General features: G+C 65.0%; 19 protein-coding genes. 7 read left to right on the forward strand and 12 right to left on the reverse strand.

Annotated features, from left to right (window positions below):
• Positions 1 to 26 precede the first annotated feature (26 nt).
• Together EWV37_RS11440 and EWV37_RS11445 are read left to right on the forward strand one after the other, a co-directional pair.
• On the forward strand, positions 27 to 755 hold the full coding sequence (locus tag EWV37_RS11440) for a potassium channel family protein (RefSeq protein WP_095798923.1): 729 nt from the start codon (positions 27 to 29) through the stop codon (positions 753 to 755).
• Positions 752 to 1,531, forward strand: coding sequence for a potassium channel family protein (locus EWV37_RS11445; protein WP_095798893.1), 780 nt, complete (start codon positions 752 to 754; stop codon positions 1,529 to 1,531). Before EWV37_RS11440 ends, EWV37_RS11445 begins: the two co-directional genes overlap by 4 nt.
• On the opposite strand, the gene EWV37_RS11450 is transcribed toward EWV37_RS11445, so the two are convergent.
• The 4 genes from EWV37_RS11450 to dut are packed head-to-tail and all read right to left on the reverse strand — an operon-like array spanning position 1,431 to position 3,808.
• The gene (locus tag EWV37_RS11450) at positions 1,431 to 2,168 is read right to left on the reverse strand and encodes a DUF3159 domain-containing protein (RefSeq protein ID WP_238663229.1); all 738 of its coding nucleotides are present in this window, start codon (positions 2,166 to 2,168) and stop codon (positions 1,431 to 1,433) included. The genes EWV37_RS11445 and EWV37_RS11450 overlap by 101 nt on opposite strands.
• The gene (locus EWV37_RS11455) at positions 2,165 to 2,539 is read right to left on the reverse strand and encodes a single stranded DNA-binding domain-containing protein (RefSeq protein ID WP_095798894.1); all 375 of its coding nucleotides are present in this window, start codon (positions 2,537 to 2,539) and stop codon (positions 2,165 to 2,167) included. Before EWV37_RS11455 ends, EWV37_RS11450 begins: the two co-directional genes overlap by 4 nt.
• 5 nt (positions 2,540 to 2,544) lie before the next feature.
• Positions 2,545 to 3,297 carry a DUF3710 domain-containing protein gene (locus tag EWV37_RS11460; protein ID WP_095798895.1) on the reverse strand — a complete coding sequence of 251 codons (753 nt, stop codon included), beginning with the start codon at positions 3,295 to 3,297 and terminating at the stop codon, positions 2,545 to 2,547.
• A gap of 49 nt (positions 3,298 to 3,346) precedes the next feature.
• Positions 3,347 to 3,808: a dUTP diphosphatase gene (gene dut / locus EWV37_RS11465; RefSeq protein WP_129701687.1), complete on the reverse strand. Its 462-nt coding sequence runs from the start codon at positions 3,806 to 3,808 to the stop codon at positions 3,347 to 3,349.
• A gap of 81 nt (positions 3,809 to 3,889) precedes the next feature.
• Between dut and EWV37_RS11470 the strand changes: the two genes are divergently transcribed.
• Positions 3,890 to 4,414 (forward strand): DUF3093 domain-containing protein, encoded by a 525-nt coding sequence (locus EWV37_RS11470; protein ID WP_095798897.1) that lies wholly within the window; start codon positions 3,890 to 3,892, stop codon positions 4,412 to 4,414.
• 94 nt (positions 4,415 to 4,508) lie between these two features.
• Here the strand turns inward: EWV37_RS11470 and EWV37_RS11475 are convergent, their stop codons facing one another.
• Complete coding sequence (locus EWV37_RS11475; protein WP_095798898.1) at positions 4,509 to 4,808, reverse strand: DUF4193 domain-containing protein; 300 nt, start codon at positions 4,806 to 4,808, stop codon at positions 4,509 to 4,511.
• A gap of 333 nt (positions 4,809 to 5,141) precedes the next feature.
• On the opposite strand from EWV37_RS11475, the gene sepH reads away from it, so the two are divergent.
• Both sepH and EWV37_RS15510 read left to right on the forward strand, forming a co-directional pair.
• Complete coding sequence (gene sepH / locus EWV37_RS11480; RefSeq protein WP_095798900.1) at positions 5,142 to 6,479, forward strand: septation protein SepH; 1,338 nt, start codon at positions 5,142 to 5,144, stop codon at positions 6,477 to 6,479.
• Positions 6,480 to 6,610: 131 nt separating this feature from the next.
• Positions 6,611 to 7,249 carry a hypothetical protein gene (locus EWV37_RS15510; protein WP_158222969.1) on the forward strand — a complete coding sequence of 213 codons (639 nt, stop codon included), beginning with the start codon at positions 6,611 to 6,613 and terminating at the stop codon, positions 7,247 to 7,249.
• Between the two features lie 143 nt (positions 7,250 to 7,392).
• On the opposite strand, the gene EWV37_RS11490 is transcribed toward EWV37_RS15510, so the two are convergent.
• From EWV37_RS11490 to EWV37_RS11505, 4 genes are read right to left on the reverse strand one after another with little or no spacing between them, the layout of a single operon-like run.
• Positions 7,393 to 8,463 (reverse strand): alkaline phosphatase family protein, encoded by a 1,071-nt coding sequence (locus EWV37_RS11490; protein ID WP_238663234.1) that lies wholly within the window; start codon positions 8,461 to 8,463, stop codon positions 7,393 to 7,395.
• A 59-nt stretch (positions 8,464 to 8,522) separates the two neighbouring features.
• Positions 8,523 to 9,242, reverse strand: coding sequence for a DUF5998 family protein (locus EWV37_RS11495; RefSeq protein ID WP_129701691.1), 720 nt, complete (start codon positions 9,240 to 9,242; stop codon positions 8,523 to 8,525).
• A gap of 46 nt (positions 9,243 to 9,288) precedes the next feature.
• Positions 9,289 to 10,683, reverse strand: a complete 1,395-nt coding sequence (locus tag EWV37_RS11500) for a serine/threonine protein kinase (RefSeq protein WP_129701693.1) — start codon at positions 10,681 to 10,683, stop codon at positions 9,289 to 9,291.
• 12 nt (positions 10,684 to 10,695) lie between these two features.
• Positions 10,696 to 13,389, reverse strand: coding sequence for a bifunctional acetate--CoA ligase family protein/GNAT family N-acetyltransferase (locus EWV37_RS11505; protein WP_129701694.1), 2,694 nt, complete (start codon positions 13,387 to 13,389; stop codon positions 10,696 to 10,698).
• Positions 13,390 to 13,459: 70 nt separating this feature from the next.
• Between EWV37_RS11505 and EWV37_RS11510 the strand changes: the two genes are divergently transcribed.
• The gene (locus tag EWV37_RS11510; protein ID WP_129701696.1) at positions 13,460 to 16,045 is read left to right on the forward strand and encodes a DNA gyrase/topoisomerase IV subunit A; all 2,586 of its coding nucleotides are present in this window, start codon (positions 13,460 to 13,462) and stop codon (positions 16,043 to 16,045) included.
• Positions 16,046 to 16,209: 164 nt separating this feature from the next.
• Here EWV37_RS11510 and EWV37_RS11515 read toward each other — a convergent pair whose 3' ends face one another.
• Positions 16,210 to 18,318, reverse strand: a complete 2,109-nt coding sequence (locus EWV37_RS11515; RefSeq protein WP_129701698.1) for a DNA gyrase/topoisomerase IV subunit B — start codon at positions 18,316 to 18,318, stop codon at positions 16,210 to 16,212.
• Positions 18,319 to 18,548: 230 nt separating this feature from the next.
• On the opposite strand from EWV37_RS11515, the gene EWV37_RS11520 reads away from it, so the two are divergent.
• A complete protein-coding gene (locus EWV37_RS11520) occupies positions 18,549 to 18,752 on the forward strand; it encodes a DUF7455 domain-containing protein (protein ID WP_016996488.1) in 204 nt (67 codons plus the stop codon).
• An 87-nt stretch (positions 18,753 to 18,839) separates the two neighbouring features.
• Here EWV37_RS11520 and EWV37_RS11525 read toward each other — a convergent pair whose 3' ends face one another.
• Complete coding sequence (locus EWV37_RS11525) at positions 18,840 to 19,544, reverse strand: ubiquinone/menaquinone biosynthesis methyltransferase (protein WP_238663230.1); 705 nt, start codon at positions 19,542 to 19,544, stop codon at positions 18,840 to 18,842.
• Between the two features lie 14 nt (positions 19,545 to 19,558).
• Positions 19,559 to 21,154 carry an RNA polymerase sigma factor gene (locus EWV37_RS11530; RefSeq protein WP_129701700.1) on the reverse strand — a complete coding sequence of 532 codons (1,596 nt, stop codon included), beginning with the start codon at positions 21,152 to 21,154 and terminating at the stop codon, positions 19,559 to 19,561.
• Between the last annotated feature and the right edge of the window lie 135 nt (positions 21,155 to 21,289).

Genomic DNA, 21,289 nt, shown 5'->3' on the forward strand with positions numbered 1-21,289 from the left:
AAGCCCGGAGAATTATGCTGTGCGACATGGCGCATTTTGTGATCATGGGTGTCGGCCGCGTGGGGATCTCCATTGCGCACGCCCTTGAGGATTCCGGCCACACAGTGGCGGTCATTGATCAGGACGATCGGGCCTTTCGAAAGCTCCGGCCGTCCTTCGGTGGCAAAAAGGTCACCGGCCACGGTTTCGACCGTGATGTTTTGCGCCGGGCGGGCATCGAGGACGCCTACGCGTTCGCGGCGGTGTCCAGCGGTGACAACTCGAACATCATTGCCGCCCGGGTGGCCCGTGAGACGTTCAAGGTCAAGCACGTCGTGGCTCGCATCTACGACCCCAGCCGCGCGGAGTTCTACCAGCGCATGGGGATTCCCACGGTGGCGTCCGTGCGGTGGAGTTCGGATCAAGTGTTGCGGCGCATCCTGCCGGAGCACGCGATCACGGGTGACTTCCGAGAGGCGTCGGGGCGGTTGCAGCTGGGAGAGTTGCCGCTGCACGAGTCGTGGTCCGGTCTGCACCTGGACCGCATTGAAGAAGCGGCCGGGGTGCGGGTGGCCTTTGTGACACGGTTCGGGGAGGGCATTCTTCCGGCGTCGGATTCCAGCTACCAGCAGGGAGATATCGTGCACGCCATGATGCGCGTGGAAGACGTCGAGAACGTGGCCAGAGTCCTGTCCCGCCCGCCCTCGGACGAGGTCATGGAAGCAGTGGCCCTGGCCGCCACCGAAGAACGCGGGCACGGACGGGAGCGGTCATGAGAGTCATTGTCGTGGGTGGTGGATCCGTGGGGTCCTCGATCGCCCGGGAACTGGTGTCCCACGGCCACGAGATCGTGGTGATCGATGCGACGTCGGAGGTGATTGGCCGGTCGAACCTGCGCGGCACCCAGTGGGTCGTGGGTGACGCATGTGACCTGGAGGTGCTGCAACGCGCCAAGACCGAGGAAGCGGACGTCGTCGTCGCGGCGACCGGTGACGACAAGGCCAATCTGGTGGTTTCGCTCCTGGCGCGCAGCGAGTTCGGGGTTCCCCGCACCGTGGGTCGGGTGAACAATCCCAAGAACGAGTGGTTGTTCGACGACGCGTGGGGCGTGGACGTTGCCGTGTCCACTCCGCGGCTCATGACGGCCCTCGTGGAAGAGGCCGTGGAGGTGGGTGACGTGGTGCGGCTGTTGAGTTTGCAAACCGGTGGTGCCACGCTGGCCGCCTACACGGTGCCGAGGGAGCACCCTGTGGTCGCGTCCATGGTGTCCCAGGTGCCGTGGCCACCGGAGGTCGCGCTCGTGGCCATTCTGCGCGACGGTGTGCCCATCACGCCCTCCGGCGATGACGTTCTGGAAGGTGCGGACGAACTGTTCTTCATCTCCACCGCTGAGGGTGAGGAACAGTTGCGGGCCATGTTCACCACGGCCCAGGACGTCCCGGAGGTTGAGGTTACCGAGGACCGTCCCGAAGAGGCCGAACGGGCCGGGTCATCATCCACCCGAGCCACAACACCAACGCGTACAGCGGAACGCCCATCACCAACCGAGTGACACCCAGCGCGGCCACGTTCTCCGCGAAGTACAACGGCACCTGCACGAGCAGCCGCGCCGCGAACATGCCGATCAGCAACAGGGTGGCGCGCTGATAGGCCGTGCGGCGGCGTCGGTCCTTGCGCCACTCCATCCCTTCACCGCGCACGTAGCCGTAAAACACGCCCAGCAACGGCCAGCCGACCGCGGTGGAAATGGACAGCCCAATGAACCACGCGATGTTGATGAAGAAACCGGGTACGTAGTAATCAAGGGCCTGGCCACCGGCTCGGGCGAACAGCGCGCACACCGCCACACCGATCAGTCCGGTGATCGACTGCATCAAGGATTGCCGCTGCGCCAGGCGCAGAACCGCGAAGACCGCCGCGGTGGCCAGAGACGCGATCAGGGCGATGCCCAGTTGCTGGGTCAGCAGGAACACGACCAGGAAGATCAGGCCGGGCAGCACCGCCTCGATCAGCCCGCGCCAGCCGCCCACCGCGTGAAGCACGTCCAGCTGGCCGTGTTCATCGCGCCTCAGCCCGGCCCGCGCCGCATAGTCCCCCATGGCCTGTTCCATGGACGGCGGCCGCTCGGGCCGATCGTTGTCTTCCTGCTCACCGGAGTGCTCCGGGGGCGGGGGTGTTCCGTGGCTCACCGGTTGATCCTTTTGGGAGTGATGATCTCGTAACGAGGGTTGTACATGGTCGGCACCGAATCGGTGAAGGACACCACGGCCACGCACCGCAGTTTCGTGCCCGCCATGACGCCTGGGACGCTGCGCTGACCGTGCCAGAGCAGTTTGATGTAGGAATCGGCGCGGCCCAGTTCCTGCGGCGGTTGGTTCTGCACGTGGAGCACGGCTTGGTACCGCGGAGCCTCCGTGGCCGGGGAGAACGTCACCTCGGTGACCTCACCCTCAACCATGACCCGCCGCCGTTGCGACGACGCCGCCGGATCCAGATCCTGTGCGGCGGCGCCGCACTCGCTCACCACGTCGATGGCGCCGGTGGCTTGGGATGTCACCACGACAATCAGCCGATTTCGGTGATTTCAGGACCGCGGCGCGGTGCACTCACCGGCGGTTGCGGGTCCTCGACGGGTTGTTCGGGCGATGCGGTCCCCGGATTCTGGGGCGTGGCATTCTCCGGAACCTTGAATTGCAAGAGGTCACGCGGGGGCATCGGATCCTGTCCGCGCACGATCACCAACGACCGCACGACGTCGTCGAGGACCTCCGCGGTCGTGGACGGCATTGCGCCGCCACCCGTGTAGACCGCGCGCAGGAACCAACGGGGCCCGTCGATGCCGACGAACCGCGCCAATCGGTAGCCGGGACCGCCCGAGGCGGTGGTCGCGTTGAACTTCGCGTTGACCTGCAGGCCCAGCGGTCCTTCGGCCACCGTCGCCTGCCCGCCATCACGGCGCAGCCCCTCTGTGAGCTCGCGGCGAACGTCGTCCCACAGGCCACTGCTCTTGGGAGCCGAGAAGGCCTGCAGCTGGACCGAGCCGTCCTTGTAGTCGACGTTCAGCGCGCGCGGTCGTTGCGTTTGCTCATCCAGGTCCATGCGCACGGCCACCCCGGACACGGGCTTGATCAGGATGCAGCCGAGGTCCACATAGTCCTCACGCTCGCCCTTCATCTCGGACTCGTCCCACGGTCCCAGCGCGCGGGGGTCCGGCGACGACGCCGCTTCCGCCTCCTCGGGTGCGTCCTGCGGCTCGGTCTCGGCGACGGCGCCGCTGTCCGCCTGGGCGTCCTTGCCGCGCTTCTTACGTCCAAACATGTGTGCTCCGTTTACTGTCTGCGGGTCGTGGTGATTGGGTGGCCGGGGTCTAGTGGGTTCCCGAGGAGCCGAAGCCCCCCGCCCCTCGTTCGCTCTCGGGCAGCTCTGTCACTGCCTCGAAGTGCGCCGTCTCCACACGCTGGATCACAAGCTGGGCAATTCGCTCCCCTCGGCTCACCGTGTAGGTTTCCGTGCGGTCGGTGTTGAGCAGGCACACCTTGATCTCGCCCCGGTAACCACAGTCCACGGTTCCGGGAGCGTTGACCACCGTCAATCCGTGCTTGGCCGCCAATCCCGATCTGGGGTGCACCAAGCCCACGTACCCGTGGGGAATCGCAAGGGCCACACCGGTGTCCACCAGTGCGCGCTGACCCGGCTCCAGCACGGTTTCTTGTCGGGCTCGCAAATCGGCCCCGGCGTCTCCAAGGGTCGCGTAGGACGGGGGTGCCAGCTCAGGATCCAACATCTTGAGGGCCACGGTCACGGTGTGGTTACCGGCTACATCAGTCACAATCCACCACTCTAACGCGGTGCACCATGTGGCGCCGTCTGCACGTGGAAGACTCCTAGCAAGCTGTGGGAAAGTGGAGCCATGACCTCTCACGATCCGCGCGCCACCACGGCCTCAGAGCCGGTAACCCCCGACCATCCTTCGACCGAGCCCGTGGTCGAATATCAGGAGCGACTCACCGTCGCGTGGTGGATGTGGCTCGTGGTCCTGTTCGTCGGAGCGGCGTCTTTCATAGCCCTGGCCCCCATCAACATGGCCGTGGGCATCATTGCGGCGGTCGTGATCATGGTCTTGATCACGTTGATCCTCCATCTCGGCTCGCCCAGGATCGTGGTCACGGATCAGGACGTTCGCGTGGGCCGCGCCTACATCGAACGCCGTTTCGTCGGCGAGGCAGAGCCGCTGCGCGGAGATGCCGTGCGAGTGGCTCGCGGGCCGGAACTGGACGGCCGCGCGTTCATGAACTTCCGCGTGTCCATTCCTGACATGTGCCGGATCGAGATCGTGGACCCCGTGGACCCCACACCGTACTGGCTCACCGCAACCCGTCACCCCGAAGAATTAGCGCGAGCCATCAACGCCGGTCGCCCCACGGACTCGGCGTGAGACGACACGGTATGCGGAGCTGAAAAAGTCCGGGCGGTCACCATTTGGTGACCGCCCGGACTTTTTATTCAACGGCTGATTCAGAGACCGCGTGTCAGCCCATGCATTCGAAGCAGAACTTCACGCCGTCGCGTTCTTCGGCAAGCTGCGAACGGTGACGTACCAGGAAGCACGAACCGCACGTAAATTCGTCTTCCTGAGCGGGAAGAACCACTACGGACAGTTCTTCGTTGGACAGGTCTGCGCCGGGGAGCTCGAAGCTTTCGGCCGCTGCAGCTTCATCTTCGTCGACGCTGCCGGACTGCTGATCCGATCGACGAGACTGCAACTCCTCGATCGAGTCTTCTTTGAGGTCTTCGTCCTGCTTGCGCGGCGCGTCGTAATCTGTGGCCATGTGTGAATCCGCTCCAACCGGTCTTCGCGAGATCGCTGTGGGTGTCGAGACCCCGGCTTTCTGGGAAAAATGCCGGGTCCGTGTCGCGTAGATTGTTCACCATCAACCGCGAAAAATCCAGCCCGAATCTCCTGCGGCGAAATGTGTGTCTTACAGCACGCGGATCCGCCCCCGAACGGCTGCTCCCGGTATACCCCGCCCCGTCCCTCGAAAAATGCGGTGGCCCGGGCAGAAACCGGTTCGGGGCCCTTCATGAAAGCACTAGACTGGCACGACATGAGCGGCAGGAATTTCTCTGACAGCATTACTTCCCGCCGGTAAAGGAAGGACAGCATGGACCAGTTGCACCTGGTGGGCATACACGATGACGGGGAGCACCTCATCGTGGAAACCACCGATTCACAGCGTTACTCGCTGAAAATCGATCAGCAGTTACGACAAGCGGTGCAGCACGCGCGGAAGAAGACACCCGCGCGTGGCCGTGTGACGGGCCAGTTCGGCCCCCGCGATATCCAGGCTCGTTTCCGTGCCGGTGCCAGCGTGGAAGACATCGTGGCCGAGTCCGGATGGGAGCCGGAGCGCGTCAAGCGTTACGAATGGCCGATCCTCGCCGAGCGCGGTCACATGGTGCGGGAAGCCCTCAAGGTTAAAGTCACCGGCACGAGCCCTTCCCACGACGGCTACCGTTCCGTGTTCGAGGGCGAACCCCGCACTCTCGAGCAGACCGTGCGCCATCGTGCCCGGAACACCGGTGTTGCGGTGGATTCGTTGGACTGGGATGCGTGGCAGCGCGAGGACCAACTCTGGACACTGCAACTGTCTTTCACCGTGTCCGATCGCGACCAGGCACCCCATGACACCAATGGTCCCGCGGAGTGGACCTACAACCCCGCGAATCAGACGGTTCGACCGGCCAATGACTGGGCCACCGCGCTGGGTCAGGAACCGCACGAGTCAGGGCCGCTGGGCGTTCCCGCCCCCGCAGTGAGCCATGCTCCGGCCCCCAACGCCCAGGTGGAGCAACTCCAGCGAGAGGCCAGCCAGGCGGACGAGTTGCTGGACGTGCTGCAGTCACGCCGCGGACGGCGTCTGGGTTCGGACAGTGAAGAAGACGACCGCCTGGCCGAGATCCTCGGCCGCGGCATGGGGCACGTGGACAACCGTCCCCGACCCATCGGCGCGCCAGATGATTCTCCGCTGTTCGATCAGCCCATCCAGCCCGCTGCCGCCCGCGTCGCCGAGGACCGAGCCTTGGAAGAGGACGCAGACATCGAGATCGTGGATGATTCCACGAACGCTCCCCACGAGCACGAGACCTCGAGCGAGGAACCGGACCAGGCGGCGTCGCCGTCGCTGCCCGAGGCCGTCACCGCCGGTCGAGGCCCTCAGCTCACCGTGGCTACGGATTCCGAGGAGTCGATGGCCACCCTCGAATCGGAGGAGCCCGTCGCTCAAGACGACCGGGGCGAAGAGTCGGAGTCACCGGAATCGACGTCCGCCACGCTTCAGGAAACTCCGGAGACGGAGCCCGAAATCGAGCCGGCGCAACGCCACGAGGAACCACAGGAGCAACCGCAACGGGCTCCCGGTCCGCGCGGCCGTACTGGCAAGGCGAAACGCTCGTCGGTGCCGAGTTGGGACGAGATCGTCTTCGGTTCCAACTCGAACTAGTGTCCGGGAGCACCACGCGAGGGACTGCAGATTTCCCGTCGACACGCTAGAGTCATCAAGGCAGATTGGGCTCAGGGGAGAGAGCGGTCCATCTTTGCTCTGGCAATTCATGGATTCGAGGGACGCGTTGCATGGGTAATTCCATACAGGACGACTTGTTCGGTGCCGATGAACCGGCTGCGGAAGCAACCGGTGGTTCCACCGAACCCGAAGGTGACGGGGGTTTCCGCCGATTCATGGCACCCCTCGTGCTCGGATTGGCCGCGCTCCTGGTCCTCGTGGGGGTGGGCGCACTGGCTTTCACCGGACTGTCGAATTCCCAGGATGATGAGGAACCCGCAGACTTCGCCACGGAATCCGAATCGCCGTCCCCCACGCCCACGCGCAGCGCCACTCCGAGCCGCACGCCGTCCCCCACCCCGGTGGAAACCGCCCCGCCGGTCCAGGAGTACGTGCCGCCGCCACCTCCTCCTGTAGCGCCCCCGGTGGTTCCTCCGCCCCCGCCCGCACCGGTTCCGCCGCCTCCGGCACCACCGGTGACCCAGGCACCGGAGCCGACCAAGAAGCCCGAGCCGACCAAGAAGCCGACCCCGGCCCCGACGAAGCAACCGACGACGGCGCCCAAGCCGCCGAAGTCGACGCCGACACAGGCTCCCAAGCCGCCGTCGACCAAGGCTCCGGTAACCAAAGCGCCGCCCGCTCCCAAGCCGACGAAGGCGAAGCCGCCGGCCAACGACAAGCCGGCATCGACACCCAAGCCCAGCAATTAGTGCACAGAGGCCCGATTCGCACTCCAGCGAATCGGGCCTCTTCGTGTTCAGTTATCGGTCTCGGGACGACGCCACCGCGATGCGAACCTGGGCGCTCGTCGAATCGTCCCGTTCCCCCTGGCCGGTGGCCAGACACCGGGTAGTTACCAGAGCAGCGCCGGAATCAGGCGTTCGGCATCCGTGAGGGAGCCGTGCTGACCCACCATGTTCAGGGGCTTGGCGCCCTGCCGTGAAACGTCATAAATGGCGACCGGTTCCTTGCCGAGTACCCATACATCACCGGCGCGTTCCAGGACGGCCTGATTCGGGTCACTGCCGAAGTAACCGCCCGAGGCCAGCTCGTCCCGCGTGGCCACCCATACGTCGTCGCCGAAGTGGTCCTGCCAGCGAGTGACGACCTTCTCAGGATCGGTATCCGCTTCCATGTGAAGTTGCACGGCCCGCGGTTCACCCGCGGTGTGTCGCACGCCGTCGAGCAGTCCGGGCACGGCGCTGGCGTCATAACGGTGTTCGGGAGCCACGTCCACCATGCCGTGATCGGCGGTGAGGATCACGCGGGTGTTGGCCGGTAGCTTCTGGACGAGCCGCTTGATCGCGGAATCCAGCTCTTCGAGGGCCTGCAGCCACGTGTCGGATCGCCACCCCTTGGAGTGCCCGATCTTGTCCAGCTCGTCCCAATAGAAGTACACCAGGGCGCGCTTTCCCTCCCGGAGTTCCTCGAGGGCGGCGGCGGTGCGTGCGAATACGCCGTCGGCGCCCTTGAAGCGACCGCCGCGCAGCGACGCGCGGGTCAGTTCGGAGTTCTCGAACCGAGGCTTGCTGATGGTCACGGTGTCCACCGTGTCCTCCGCCCGGTTGAACACCGTGCGATGCGGCTGCCAGGATTCCGGGTCGATCTGTGGGCTCCACTGCCCCAACATGTTGACCACCCGGTCCCGGGCCGGATCCAGCACGTCGTAGCCGAGCATGCCGTGCTGCCCGGGGGTCAGCCCGGTGCCCAGACTCGACAGCGATACGGACGTGGTGGTGGGGAACGCGGCGTCGAGCTCCCCCAAGGACTGCGCCTTCCGGAGCGTAGGCGCGTAACTCGCGTACTCGCTGAGCAATCTGGAACCCAGACCGTCCACGAGTACCACCACGTAGCGCTGGGCCTTGGGCAAACCCAGGGAGTTCGTGAGGTCGGGGACGCCCAGGGCTGCGGCGGCAGAGGACATCACGTCTGCCACGCTGCGCCGGCCGTAACGCGGGGGCGCAGGAAAATCAGACGGCAGTGTCATTGGGATTTGCGCCCGGAATCTCGCCCCGTGAAGCGGTGTCCGAAACGAGGGCGCTGCACGGGCGCCTCGGAAGGCCTGCGGTCGGTCAGGGGCCGCTGATGCGGCGACTGGGCGATCTGGGCACCCGAATCCGTCACGGGTGCCAGGTTGGCGCGGCGCAGCGTGCGCGCGAATTCGCGGGCGCCCTCCACTGCGTCCTTGCCGTCCGCCTCGGAACTAATGCGCATGACGACGTCCTCGCTGGCGGCGGTTCCCGTGTAACCGTGGTCGGCCTGGCACTCGGGGTCCTCGCACATCGCGGGGTACAGCTCGAGCTGCTGGGTTCCGGTCCAGCTCACGGCCAGGGTCAGTTCCATGATGGGCGTGTCCGGGTGGTAGTTCTGCGGCTGGTGGTAGGCGTAACTCAGGGTCACGGAACGGATCTGGGAAATCCCGACCGTTTCCGTGGACACCCGGGCGACCACGTCACGCCCGCTGTCGTCGAACTGCTGATCGTCCACGTGGGTGATGTGCAGCACGTCCTCGGCGAGCACCAACACGGTGATGTGTCGGTGGAGTTCGGTGTTGTTGAAGTGGGTCTCCAATTGCACCAGGTGGGAGACGGGCTGTCGGCCGTCCAGGGAATCCTTGACCACGTCTTCCACCAATTGGGGATAGAACCCGGCCGTGCCGATGTCCTGAATCAGGCGCGAACCATCGGGAGCTGAATACGTCATGCGTCCATTGTCCTTCACTTGCCGCTTCTGTGCGCAATTATCACGGTCAGGGGGTGACCACGCACGACAGCGATCCGTCTTCTTGCTCGGTGCACACCGGTGTCACGTCCTGGCCGGGTTCTGGCGGTGGCGACGGCGTTGGGGTCACCTCGGGCGTTTGGCTCACGTCGGGTTCGCCACCGGTCGTATCCTCCAGCCACGAGCTGAGCGCCGGGCCGGCCAAGAAGTATCCGGCGGTCAAGGCGATACCGGCCAGCACCAGAGCCAAGAGCACCCAGGGCATCCGAGATCGTTGGGGCCGTGTGTTTCGCCTGGCCGGAATGGACCGCGGTGTGGGCGTGGGTTCCTCGCTCGCCACGTGCGGCACAGCGGCAGTGCGCGGGGTCTCCTGGCGTGGCAGAGCTTCGGTGGTTTCCCCGGTGGCTGCCAGTCTGCCGAACGGGTTCAACGGGTCGTCGGAGATCGGTGGCACGGCTGCCGCCTGTGGGTGTTCCTCTCCCCTGCGGCGCACGGCGTGCCATTCGATGCGTGCCGTGGGAGCGTCCTCCGAGAGGGGCAACACCGCTGCATCGGGAACCACGGACAGCTCACGCTCCGTGGTGGGTGAGAGAACGTCGAAGATCTCGAAGGGTTCTCCCTCGGCCGTGAGGGATTCGCGGTCGGATCGGCTCGCTGCTCCTTCGCCCAAGTCGTGCAGGGCGATCTTCGCCGCGGCAATGCGCTGTTTCGGTTCCGTGCTCAGCAGACCCGCCACGTGACTACGCAACTGCGGAGAATCCGGGAAAAGTCCCTCCACCGCTGTCGGTTCCAACGGGTTGCTGAGATCCACGTGCGGGTCCACGAGCCGCACCGCCGTGACACCGGCCGCGTACAGATCCGAGGAGATCGACGGCTCCATGGGTCCGTAGGCCTCGTGCGGCAGGTATCCCGGTGTCCCGACCACGGTTCCCGTATGGGTCAACCGAGCGTCCTCCGCGCGAACGGCAATACCGAAATCCGCGAGTCGAGCCCATGGCCGCCCGGAACCGGTGGGTTCCATGAGCACGTTGCCCGGCTTCACATCCCGGTGGATCCAGCCTCGTGCGTGAACGAACTGCAGGGCCTGAAGCAGTTGGTAGACGATCTCCTCCGCCACGAAGTCCGCCACGGCACCGTTGTCCCCCAACGCTGCCTCGAGGGTCCCCCCGCTGACCAGGGGCATCGCAATGGCCACGTACTCGTCCTCGGCGGCCCAGCCGTAAGGTGCGACCACGTGCGGGTGATCCAACTTGACGGATTGCTCTCGCACGAAGCGCAGCAGATCGGCCGAATCGCGTTGGCGTAGCACCTTGGCCGCGCATTCCCGCTCCAGTTTGTGGTCCATGGCGCGCCACACCGCCCCGCTGCCACCCTTGGCAATGGGTTCCAGCAGTTCGAAACGCCCAGCTATTGTGTCCGACACGCGATAGGTGACCTAGCCCCGCATGGCCCGGCGAGCGCTGTCGGTACGCTGCCCCGGGTCACCCAGAGTGACGGTTGCGGACAGGACAGTGACTACGGAACCGGACAGCAGCACCGGGTTGAGGTCGATGGACGCAGTTTCCGGGAACTGGTCCTTGAGCAGCGCCACCTTGTTGATCAGGTCTTCCACCCCGGTCGTATCCACGGCGGGAACGCCCTGGTGGCCAAAGAGTTTCTTGGACGCCTTGGGTGCGCGGACCATTCGGGAGATGTCCTGATCGGTCAACGGAGGGACTCGGTGCGCCCAGTCGTCGAGCAGATTAACCGCGTCCCCGGCCATGCCGAACGACAGCACGGGTCCGATCAACGGGTCCTCAATGGCTCGCACGATCACCGTCTGGCCGGTCGCGGCCATCGACTGCACCTCGAAGTCGGAGGTACCGAAGCTCGCGAGCGCCCGCTTCATGGTGGTGATGGCTGCTCGCAGCTGCGATTCGTCCTCAATGTTGAGCACCACACCGCCCAGGTCAAGACGGTGACGCAAGTGCGGATCGGTCGTCTTCAGTGCCACGGGGTAACCCAGTCGTGCGGCTGCCTCGACACCCTCGTCCGGGTCTGCGAAGCGCACGGATTCCAGGACCTTGATTCCGGCGTAGTCCAGCAGTTCGGTCGTCTCGTCCGTGCTCAGTTCGTAGAGCCCGTCGCCGGGGATCTGAGGCTTGAGCTTTTCGAGGAACTTCTCGATAGCGTCGTGGTTGAAGTCCTCGGGAATCTCCACGTGTCCGTGGTCCTGGTCGCGCCAGGTGGAGTACGTGACCACGCTGGAGAGCGCGAGCAGCGCGGCACCTGGCGAATCGAAGCACGGGAGGGAGGCGCCGTCGTCGGTGGTGTGCACCGTGGCCGTCTTGGCGTCACTGCCGAACTGGCCCGTGAACACCCCGATGGCCGTGCACTCGGCGGTGCGCGCCTCGCGCGCGATCTGGTCGACGAGCGCGTGGTGATCAAGGCCCGGAACGGGCATGAGAACCACCACCAGGCTCGCGACGTCGTCGCGGGCAGCATTCTGTCGAACCGCGTCGATGATGGCCTGGTGTGCGTGCTGGGGACCCTGGCTCGTATCCACGTTGCCGTCCGAGACGATCGGTTCCATACCCAGGCGGATCGTGGAATCCTCCGCCAACTGGGACAGCGCCAGTGCGTTGGCCACGACCGCGACACGATTGTTCTCGGGTACCGGCTGGCTTTCGGCCACGGACGCGATATCAAGCAGCTGCTCGGCGGTGGCGGCTCGGATGACACCGGCCTGGCGGAACATGGCGTCCAGCGCACCGGGAGGGGCCTGGGTGGTACGTCCCGTGTGTCCCGGGGGCAGTCGCAACCCGGTGACCTCGGACTTGGCCACGATGACGGGCTTGGAACGCGAGAGCCTGCGGGCAATGCGGGAGAACTTGCGCGGGTTGCCCACCGATTGCAGGTACAGGCCGCACACCGTGGTCGAGAGATCGTCCTCCCAGTACTGCATCATGTCGTTACCGGACACGTCCGCGCGGTTACCGGCGGACAGGTAACTGGACAGCCCCACCTTGTGGCGACGTGCGGCACCGTAGACCATGGTGCCGATGGATCCGGACTGGGTGAACAGGCCCAGCCCCCCGAGCTTGGGCATGCGGGGCAGAACCGATGCGTTGAGGCTGACTTCTTCCGAGGTGTTGATGAAACCCAGGCTGGCCGGGCCCACCACACGCATGCCCGAGGCACGGGCGATGCGCACCAGGCGGCGCTGTTGCGCGGCACCTTCTGCGCCGGCCTCGGCGTAGCCGCCGGTCATGATGACCACGGCCTTGGCGCCGGCTCGGCCGGACTCGGCAATCGTGGACTCCACGGCCTCACGCGGCACGGCAATGATCGCCAGGTCGATCTTCTCCGAGATCTCCTGGACCTTCTCTACGAACGTCAGGCCGTCCCGCTCGTACGGCGTGTTCCCCACTCCGTAGAGGGTGCCGGTGTAACCACCGTTCAGGATGCCCTCGACCGCGTGGTACCCGGCGTGATCAGCATCCGAAGACGCACCGATCACCGCGATGACCTTGGGTGACAGCAGTTCTTGGATCGAACGGGCCTCCGCGCGGTGTTCGCGGGACTCCATCACGGCCAGGGACTTCTCGGTGGGATCGATGTCGAAGTCGACCACCACCACGCCGTCCTCGAACTGGCGGGAGACGTCATAGCCGGCTTCCACGAACACGTGGAGCATCTTGCGGTTCTCCGGGAGTACCTCGGCCGTGAAGCGGTCGATCCCGTTCTCGCGAGCCGCTGCGGCCAGGTGTTCCAGCAGGATGGAGCCGATGCCGCGCCCCTGGTGATGGTCGGAGATCATGAAGGCGACTTCCGCCACGCGGTCCGAGGTGCGGTCGTAGCGACCCACACCGATCATCTTGCCGTCCAGCAACAGGATGAAGCAGACCCGGTCCACATGGTCCACGGTGGTGAAGCGCACCAGTTCCTTCTCGGACAGCGACGGTTTGTAGGAGAAGAACCGGAGGTAGATGCTGTCCTCGGACTGTTTTCCGTGGAACTCCGTGAGCAGCTCCCGGTCATCCGGACTGATGGGGCGCAAATGCGCGGTCGCACCGTCGCGCATGATGACGTCTGCTTCCCAGTATTCGGGGTAGGACGGTGACTGCGAACCTTCATCGTGAGAACCCATAGACTTCAGGGTAGCCAACCGCGTGACCTCTCGACAGGTACACGCCGATTATTCGAGGAGTTGCCGCTAGATGGCCCGACGTCGTTCAACCACCCGCTCCGAGCAGGACGAGCTGCCCGAGGATTTCACCGAGCACATTGTTGACATTGATGTCACGCAGGAAATGGAAACCAGTTTCCTCGAGTACTCCTATTCGGTGATCTACTCCCGCGCCCTGCCCGACGCGCGGGACGGCCTCAAGCCGGTACAGCGGCGCATCCTGTTCATGATGGACCAGATGGGCCTGCGCCCGGACCGCGGTCACGTCAAGAGCGCCCGCGTGGTGGGCGAGGTCATGGGTAAGCTCCACCCCCACGGTGACTCGGCCATTTATGACGCCATGGTGCGCATGGCCCAGTCCTTTGCGATGCGCCTGCCCCTGGTGGACGGTCACGGCAACTTCGGCTCGCTCGACGACGGCCCCGCCGCGCCGCGTTACACCGAGGCACGGATGGCCCCGGCCGCCCAAGCGCTCACAGGGGATCTCGATGAAGACGTCGTGGATTTCGTGCCCAACTACGACAACCAGTTCCAACAGCCCGGTGTGCTTCCGGCGGCCTACCCTGCGCTGCTCGTCAACGGTGCCACGGGTATCGCGGTGGGTATGGCCACCAACATGGCACCGCACAATCTGCGCGAGGTGGTTGCCGGCGCGCGGCATCTGATCCTCAACCCGGAGGCCACGCTCGAAGATCTCATGAAGTTCGTGCCCGGCCCGGACCTGCCCTCGGGCGGCCGCATTGTGGGCCTGGAAGGCATCCGTGACGCTTACCGCACCGGTCGCGGTTCCTTCAAGACCCGAGCCAAGGTCTCCATCGAACAGGTTTCGCCCCGCAAACAGGGCATCGTGGTCACCGAACTGCCCTACATGGTGGGCCCGGAAAAGGTCACCGAGAAGATCAAGGACGCCGTCCAGTCCAAGAAGCTGGCCGGCATCTCGGACGTGGTGGACCTGACCGACCGCACCAACGGCTTGCGCCTGGTCATCGAGCTGAAGAACGGTTTCAACCCCCAAGCCGTGCTGGCTCAGCTGTACAAGCACACGCCCATGGAGGATTCCTTCGGGATCAACAACGTGGCCCTCGTGGACGGGCAGCCGCGCACGTTGGGTCTGCTCGAGATGCTGCGGGTCTACACTGATCACCGCTTGAGCGTGGTGCGCCGCCGCACCGCGTTCCGGTTGGACAAGCGTCAGAACCGTTTGCATTTGGTCGAGGGCCTGTTGATCGCGATCGTCGACATCGACGAGGTCATCCAGATCATCCGTTCCTCCGAGCAGACGGCGGAGGCCCGTGACCGGTTGATGAAGGTCTTCGACCTCTCGCGCGCCCAGGCCGAGCACATTCTGGAACTGCGCCTGCGTCAGCTCACCAAGTTCTCGCGCATCGAGCTCGAGGCGGAGCGGGACCAGCTGCTCCAGGAGATCGCCGAACTCGAGGCGATTCTCGGCTCCGATCAGAAACTCCGTCAGGTCGTGGCCGACGAGCTCGAGGAGGTCGCGAAGAAGCACGGCGACGATCGCCGCACCGTCCTGCTCGAAGCCGAAGATCTACCGGCCGTGACCTCGGCGGCGGACGCCGGCGGCAAACGCAAGCAGGCGGCGTCGTCGGTCACCCTCGAGATCAGCGACGACCCGTGCTGGGCGTTCGTCTCCACGACCGGTCGCCTGGCGCGCACCAACGCGCGCACACCACTGGCCGATGCCTCACGCCGCTTCAAGCACGACGCGCTCTCCAGTGTGCTCCCGACCACCGCGCGCGGCGAGATCGGTGCGGTCACGTCCACGGGTCGCATGCTGCGCGTGTCCTGTATCGACATTCCCGTGTTGCAGGATTTCGACGGCGTTCCACGCCTCGCGGACGGGGTGCCCGCCTCGGACTTCTTGGGCCTGGACAAGAACGAGCACCTGGTGGGTCTGGTGCCCCTCAATCAGGTCTTCGCGGTCGGTACCGAGCAGGGCATCGTCAAACGCGTGAACCCCGACTACCCGCTCAATCTGGATCAGTGGCCGGCCATCAAACTCAAGGACGGCGACCGCGTGATTGGCGTGGCTGCGTGCCCCGATTCCGCCGAACTGGTGTTCGTCTCCTCGGACGCCAAGTTGCTGCACTTCGGGGCGGACCTCGTACGGCCCCAGGGACGCAACGCGGGCGGTGTGGCCGGTATGAAACTGGCCGCCGGTGAGCGCGCGATTTTCTTCGGCGCGGTCAAGGAGGACGACGCCACTGTGGTGGTCACCCAGGCCAAGTCCCAGGATCAACTACCGGACATGGGTGAGGCGTCCATCAAGGTCACTCCCCTGTCCGAGTACCCGGCCAAGGGCCGTTCGACCGCCGGTGTCCGCGTTCAGCGACTTCTCACGGGCGAAACCGAGCTGAACCTGGCCTGGGTGGGCCACGGGCCCGGCAAGGCCGTCTCAGCGGCCGGTGTGGCGCGCAATCTGCCCAATGAGTACGGCCGCCGCGATGGTTCCGGTGTCAGCGTGGATCGTGCGGTGCACGCCGTGGGACCTGCGCTCGGCGGTCTCCCAGTGCCCGGGTTGGAGGCCGCTGAGGATTCCACCTCTGCGGCTGAACCGTCCGGCGCGGAGCAGGACACCCTGCCACTGGACGACTGAATCATTGCTCCATTGACGACGGCGCCCCGAACCTTCCATGTGAAAGGTTCGGGGCGTTGTTCGTGGAGCAGGCGTCAAAACGTCATGTGACGAAGCCCTGCCGCGGGCTCGGCAATGTCTCGCTGCTGCACCTTTTCCTGTGCTGCTCTGTCACGCCTGCCGGGTCAGGCGTCGATGCGATCCTGATCCAGCTGCGCAGCACCGGCCACGATGAAGTCCTTGCGAGGTGCCACCTGGGAGCCCATGAGCAGCGAGAACGCGTGCTCCGCGGCCTCAGCATCCGCCACCCGCACGCGACGCAATACGCGGTGACGGATGTCCATGGTGGTCTCGGCCAGCTGATCCGCGTCCATCTCGCCCAGACCCTTGTAACGCTGGATCGGTTCCTTGTACCGGCGGTCCTGCTCTTCCAGGCTGCCCAGCAAAGTCTCCAGTTCGCGTTCCGAGTAGGTGTAGACCATTTCGTTGGCCTTGGAGCCGGGGTTGACGATTTCCACGCGGTGCAGTGGCGGCACCGCGGCGTATACCCGTCCGGCTTCCACCAGCGGGCGCATGTAGCGGTAGAACAACGTGAGCAGCAGGGTGCGGATGTGCGCGCCGTCCACGTCGGCATCGGTCATCATGATGACCTTGCCGTAGCGGGCGGCGTCCACGTCAAAGCTGCGTCCCGAACCGGCACCGATGACCTGGATCAGCGCGGCACACTCGGTGTTGGCGAGCATGTCGGTGATCGACGCCTTCTGGACGTTGAGGATCTTGCCGCGGATCGGCAGCAGTGCCTGGTAGTTGGAGTTACGAGCCAGGCGCGCGGTACCCAGCGCGGAGTCACCCTCCACGATGAACAGTTCTGAACGGCCGACGTCCGAGGAGCGGCACTCGACCAGCTTGGTGGGCATGGAGGAGGTTTCCAGGGCATTCTTGCGGCGCTGGGTCTCCTTGTGCACGCGTGCCGAGATGCGGGACTTCATTTCCGCGACGACTTTGTCGAGCACCTGGCTGGTCTGAGCCTTGTCGTCACGCTTCTTGGACGTGAACTGCTTGGTCAGTTGGGACTCGACCACCTTGGTGACGATCTGACGCACCGCCGGGGTACCGAGCACCTCCTTGGTCTGGCCCTCGAACTGCGGTTCGGCCAGGCGGACGGTCAGGACCGCGGTGAGACCCGCCAGGACGTCGTCCTTCTCGAGTTTGTCGTTGCCCACCTTGAGTTTACGGGCGTTTGCCTCGACCTGCTTGCGAATGGTCTTCAGCAGGGCTGCCTCGAACCCGGACAGGTGCGTACCGCCCTTGGGCGTGGAGATGATGTTCACGAATGAGCGCACAGTGGTGTCGTAACCGACACCCCAGCGCAGAGCGACGTCCACCTCGCACACGCGCTCCACGTCCTGGAGCTGGGCCCGCCCGGTGTCGTCGAGCACCGGAACGCGCTCGGTGAAGCTGCCCTGGCCCTGCAAACGCCAAACATCAGTGACCGGCGCATCGATCGCCAGGAATTCCGCGAACTCGGAAATGCCGCCGTCGTACTGGAACACCTCGGTGTGCGGACCGGTCTCCCCCGGAGTGCCCGCGAGCAGTCGTTCATCGCGGACCGTGATCTGCAGACCCGGGATCAGGAACGCTGTTTGGCGTGCCCTGCGCACCAGCTCTTCCGTGGAGAACTTGGCGTCCGGGGTGAAGATCTGTTCGTCCGCCCAGTAGCGGATCCGCGTGCCGGTGACCCCGCGCTTGGCTTTGCCCACGATCTGCAGCTCGGAGTTGTCCGTGAACGCCTCGAACGGCGCATGCGGGGAGGGCGCACCCTTGTCCGTGAAGATGCCCGGTTCACCGCGCTTGAAGGACATCTGATAGGTCTTGCCGCCGCGGTCCACCTGCACGTCCAGGCGTGAGGACAGCGCGTTGACCACGGACGCACCCACGCCGTGCAGACCACCTGAGGCGGTGTAGGAGCCGCCGCCGAACTTACCGCCGGCGTGCAGTTTGGTGAACACCACCTCCACACCGGTCAGGCCGGTACGGGGCTCCTGATCGATCGGGATGCCGCGACCGTCGTCATGGACCTCGACACACCCGTCCTTGTGCAGGATCACGGTGATGTTCTGTCCGTAGCCGGCCAGCGCCTCGTCCACGGAGTTGTCGATGATTTCCCACATGCAGTGCATGAGCCCGCGGGAGTCCGTGGATCCGATGTACATACCCGGGCGCTTGCGCACCGCTTCGAGCCCTTCCAGGACGGAAAGGTGCCGGGCGTTGTATTCGGAACGAGTGGGTGTCACGGTGATAAATCTCCCGAGAGTCTGGCCGGAGGCGCGAGTGGGACTCCCCCACTTTAGTCACGAGTGCCGACATTGTGCGCGGTGGGCGAAACCACTGTCCACGGGGAAGGAATCGGGTCTACCTTTGGTTCTATTGATACGTGCTGCAGTGTTCATTCTCGGAACCACCTGCACACCGCAATGACACCGGATGGTGAGATTGCAGACCCTGTATCCGTAAGGAGGATCCAATGAACGCGACACTCGAGACGCGTGAACTCAACGCGACCGACCGCTGTGACGCCTGTGGCGCCCAGGCATATGTCCGCGTGGTCCTCGAAAGCACCGGCGGTCAGCTCCTCTTCTGCGCGCATCACGCGCGCAAGAACGAGGACAAGCTGCGCCCGCTGGCTGCCACTTGGCAGGACGAAACGGAGCACCTGGGAGCCTCCTGAGGCACTCACGGCCAATGCAAAGACCGGGGCACGCACCACACACGGTGCGTGCCCCGGTCTTTCGCTATCCCCCAGGTGCTGACGGGATCAGGGTTTGTGACCCCACATGATGACATTGGTACCGAAGTACTTGGTGGCCCAGTCGACGTCCCGGAACCCTACGCGCTCCATGACCGCCGCGACCTCAGCGGGTGACATGAAGCCCAGCGTGGAGCTTTTCAAATAGGTGTACGCCTCGCGATCCTTGGCGATGATCTGTCCGAGCAGCGGCAGGACCACGCTCATACCGACCGAGAGCACCAGCTTGAGCACTCCGCGCGGCGGTGATGTCTCCAGCACGACCACTCGACCGCCCGGCTTGAGCACGCGGTGTTGCTCCCAGAGAACCCGCTCCACGTCGCTGACGTTACGAAGCAGGTACCCGTGAGTCACAGCGTCGAAGGATTCGTCCTCGAAACGCAATTGATGCGCGTCCGCGAACTCCCACTCGATGCTGTCCGCACCGGGTTTCTCACGGGCCTCGGCCAGCATGTTCTCGGAGAAGTCCACACCGAAGATCTCAGCGCCAGGGTAACGACGCCGCGCGGCCAAGGCGATCTCGCCCGTGCCGGTCGCGATGTCCAGGAGTCGCCCACTCGCGGTCAGATCCGCGCGCCGGGCAACCTCCCGACACCACTGCGCGTGACGACCCATGGTCATCAGCGAGTTGATTTTGTCGTAACTACGCGTGACCCGGTTGAACATGCTCTGGACACGGCTGTCCTGGGACGTCATGGAGTAATCCTCACTCACCGTGGCGATCCGGATCAGTCCAAGTAGTCCCGCAGCACCTGCGAGCGCGACGGGTGACGGAGCTTGGACATGGTCTTGGACTCTATCTGGCGAATGCGCTCACGAGTGACCCCGTAGACCTTGCCGATCTCGTCCAGGGTCTTGGGCTGACCGTCGGTCAGACCGAAGCGCATGGCCACCACACCGGCTTCCCGTTCGGAGAGGGTGTCCAGCACGGAGTGCAACTGTTCCTGGAGCAGGGTGAAGGACACGGCGTCCGCGGGAACCACGGCCTCGGAGTCCTCGATGAGGTCACCGAATTCGGAGTCGCCGTCCTCGCCCAGCGGGGTGTGCAGTGAAATGGGCTCGCGGCCGTACTTCTGAACTTCCACGACCTTTTCGGGGGTCATGTCGAGTTCATTGGCGAGCTCCTCCGGGGTGGGTTCGCGGCCCAGGTCCTGGAGCATTTGACGCTGCACGCGTGCCAATTTGTTGATGACCTCGACCATGTGCACCGGGATACGAATGGTGCGGGCCTGGTCGGCCATGGCGCGGGTGATGGCCTGACGGATCCACCATGTGGCGTACGTGGAGAACTTGAAGCCCTTGGTGTAGTCGAACTTCTCGACGGCGCGGATCAGACCCAGGTTGCCTTCCTGGATGAGGTCCAGGAACAACATGCCTCGGCCGGTGTAGCGCTTGGCCAGGGACACCACCAGTCGGAGGTTTGCCTCGAGCAGGTGGTTCTTGGCGCGGCGTCCGTCGTGGATCACCCAGCGGTAGGCCCGGCGGGTCTCTGCGTCCATCGAGTCCTGCTCGTCCGCGAATTTGTGTTCAGCGAACAGGCCGGCCTCGATGCGCAGCGCAAGATCGACCTCTTGCTCGGCGTTCAGCAGCGCGACCTTACCGATCTGCTTGAGGTAGTCCTTGACGGGGTCCGCAGTGGCACCGGCGGCGATGACCTGCTGCGCCGGGGCGTCGTCCTCGTCGTTGGTGGTGAGCACGAACCCGCGAGCGGTCTTGTCCTCACGGCCCTTCATGCGAGGAGCGGCTTCCTCCGGGCTGGCCTGAGTCGATTCCTCGCCGTCAGAGTCGCGTTCGTCCTCGATGGCCTCATCGTGGTTGGCCAGCAACTCGTCATCCGCGTCCGCGGTGTCCGCGGAATCGGAAGCCTTCTTGCGGCCACGACCCGTGCCCGTTGCCGTGGCGGTCTTCGACTTGCGTGCGGCACCCGCGGTCTTACGGGCGCGAGTGGTCTTGGCGGGAGTTGACTCCGTGTCCTCGACCTCTGAGGTGTCATCGCCTTCGGCCTGGGCTGCCTTGGCGGCAGCGGCCTTGGTCGCGGACGCCTTGGAAGCCGCCGCCTTGGTGGCCGCGCTCTTGGCCGCGGTCGACTTGGTCGCCGGGGTCTTGGAAGCGGTGGGCTTTGCTGTGGTGGTCTTCTTGGCCGCGGTCGTCTTCTTCGCCGCCGTGGTCTTCTTAGCGGCGGTTTTCTTGGCCGCCGTGGTCTTCTTTGCCGCACCGCTGGTACTCGCCCGGCCGGTGCTGGCCTGAGTGGTCTTCTGTGCGGAGTCCTGTGACTCCTCAGAGACCGTGGACTCGTTCGCGGTCTTGCTTGCAGCAGGTGACACTGAGAACCTTTCGTTGAACCGGTCGCGAGGTGCATTGCCACCATGTGTGGTCAACACGCCTATGACCCTGTCAAGCCCGGATTGCTGGCATTTCTGCCTCCTGAGACTTGAAGGGTCCTAGTTGAGCCAACATAC

The sequence above is a fragment of the Kocuria carniphila genome (genome assembly GCF_004136555.1).
Classification (GTDB): domain Bacteria; phylum Actinomycetota; class Actinomycetes; order Actinomycetales; family Micrococcaceae; genus Kocuria; species Kocuria carniphila.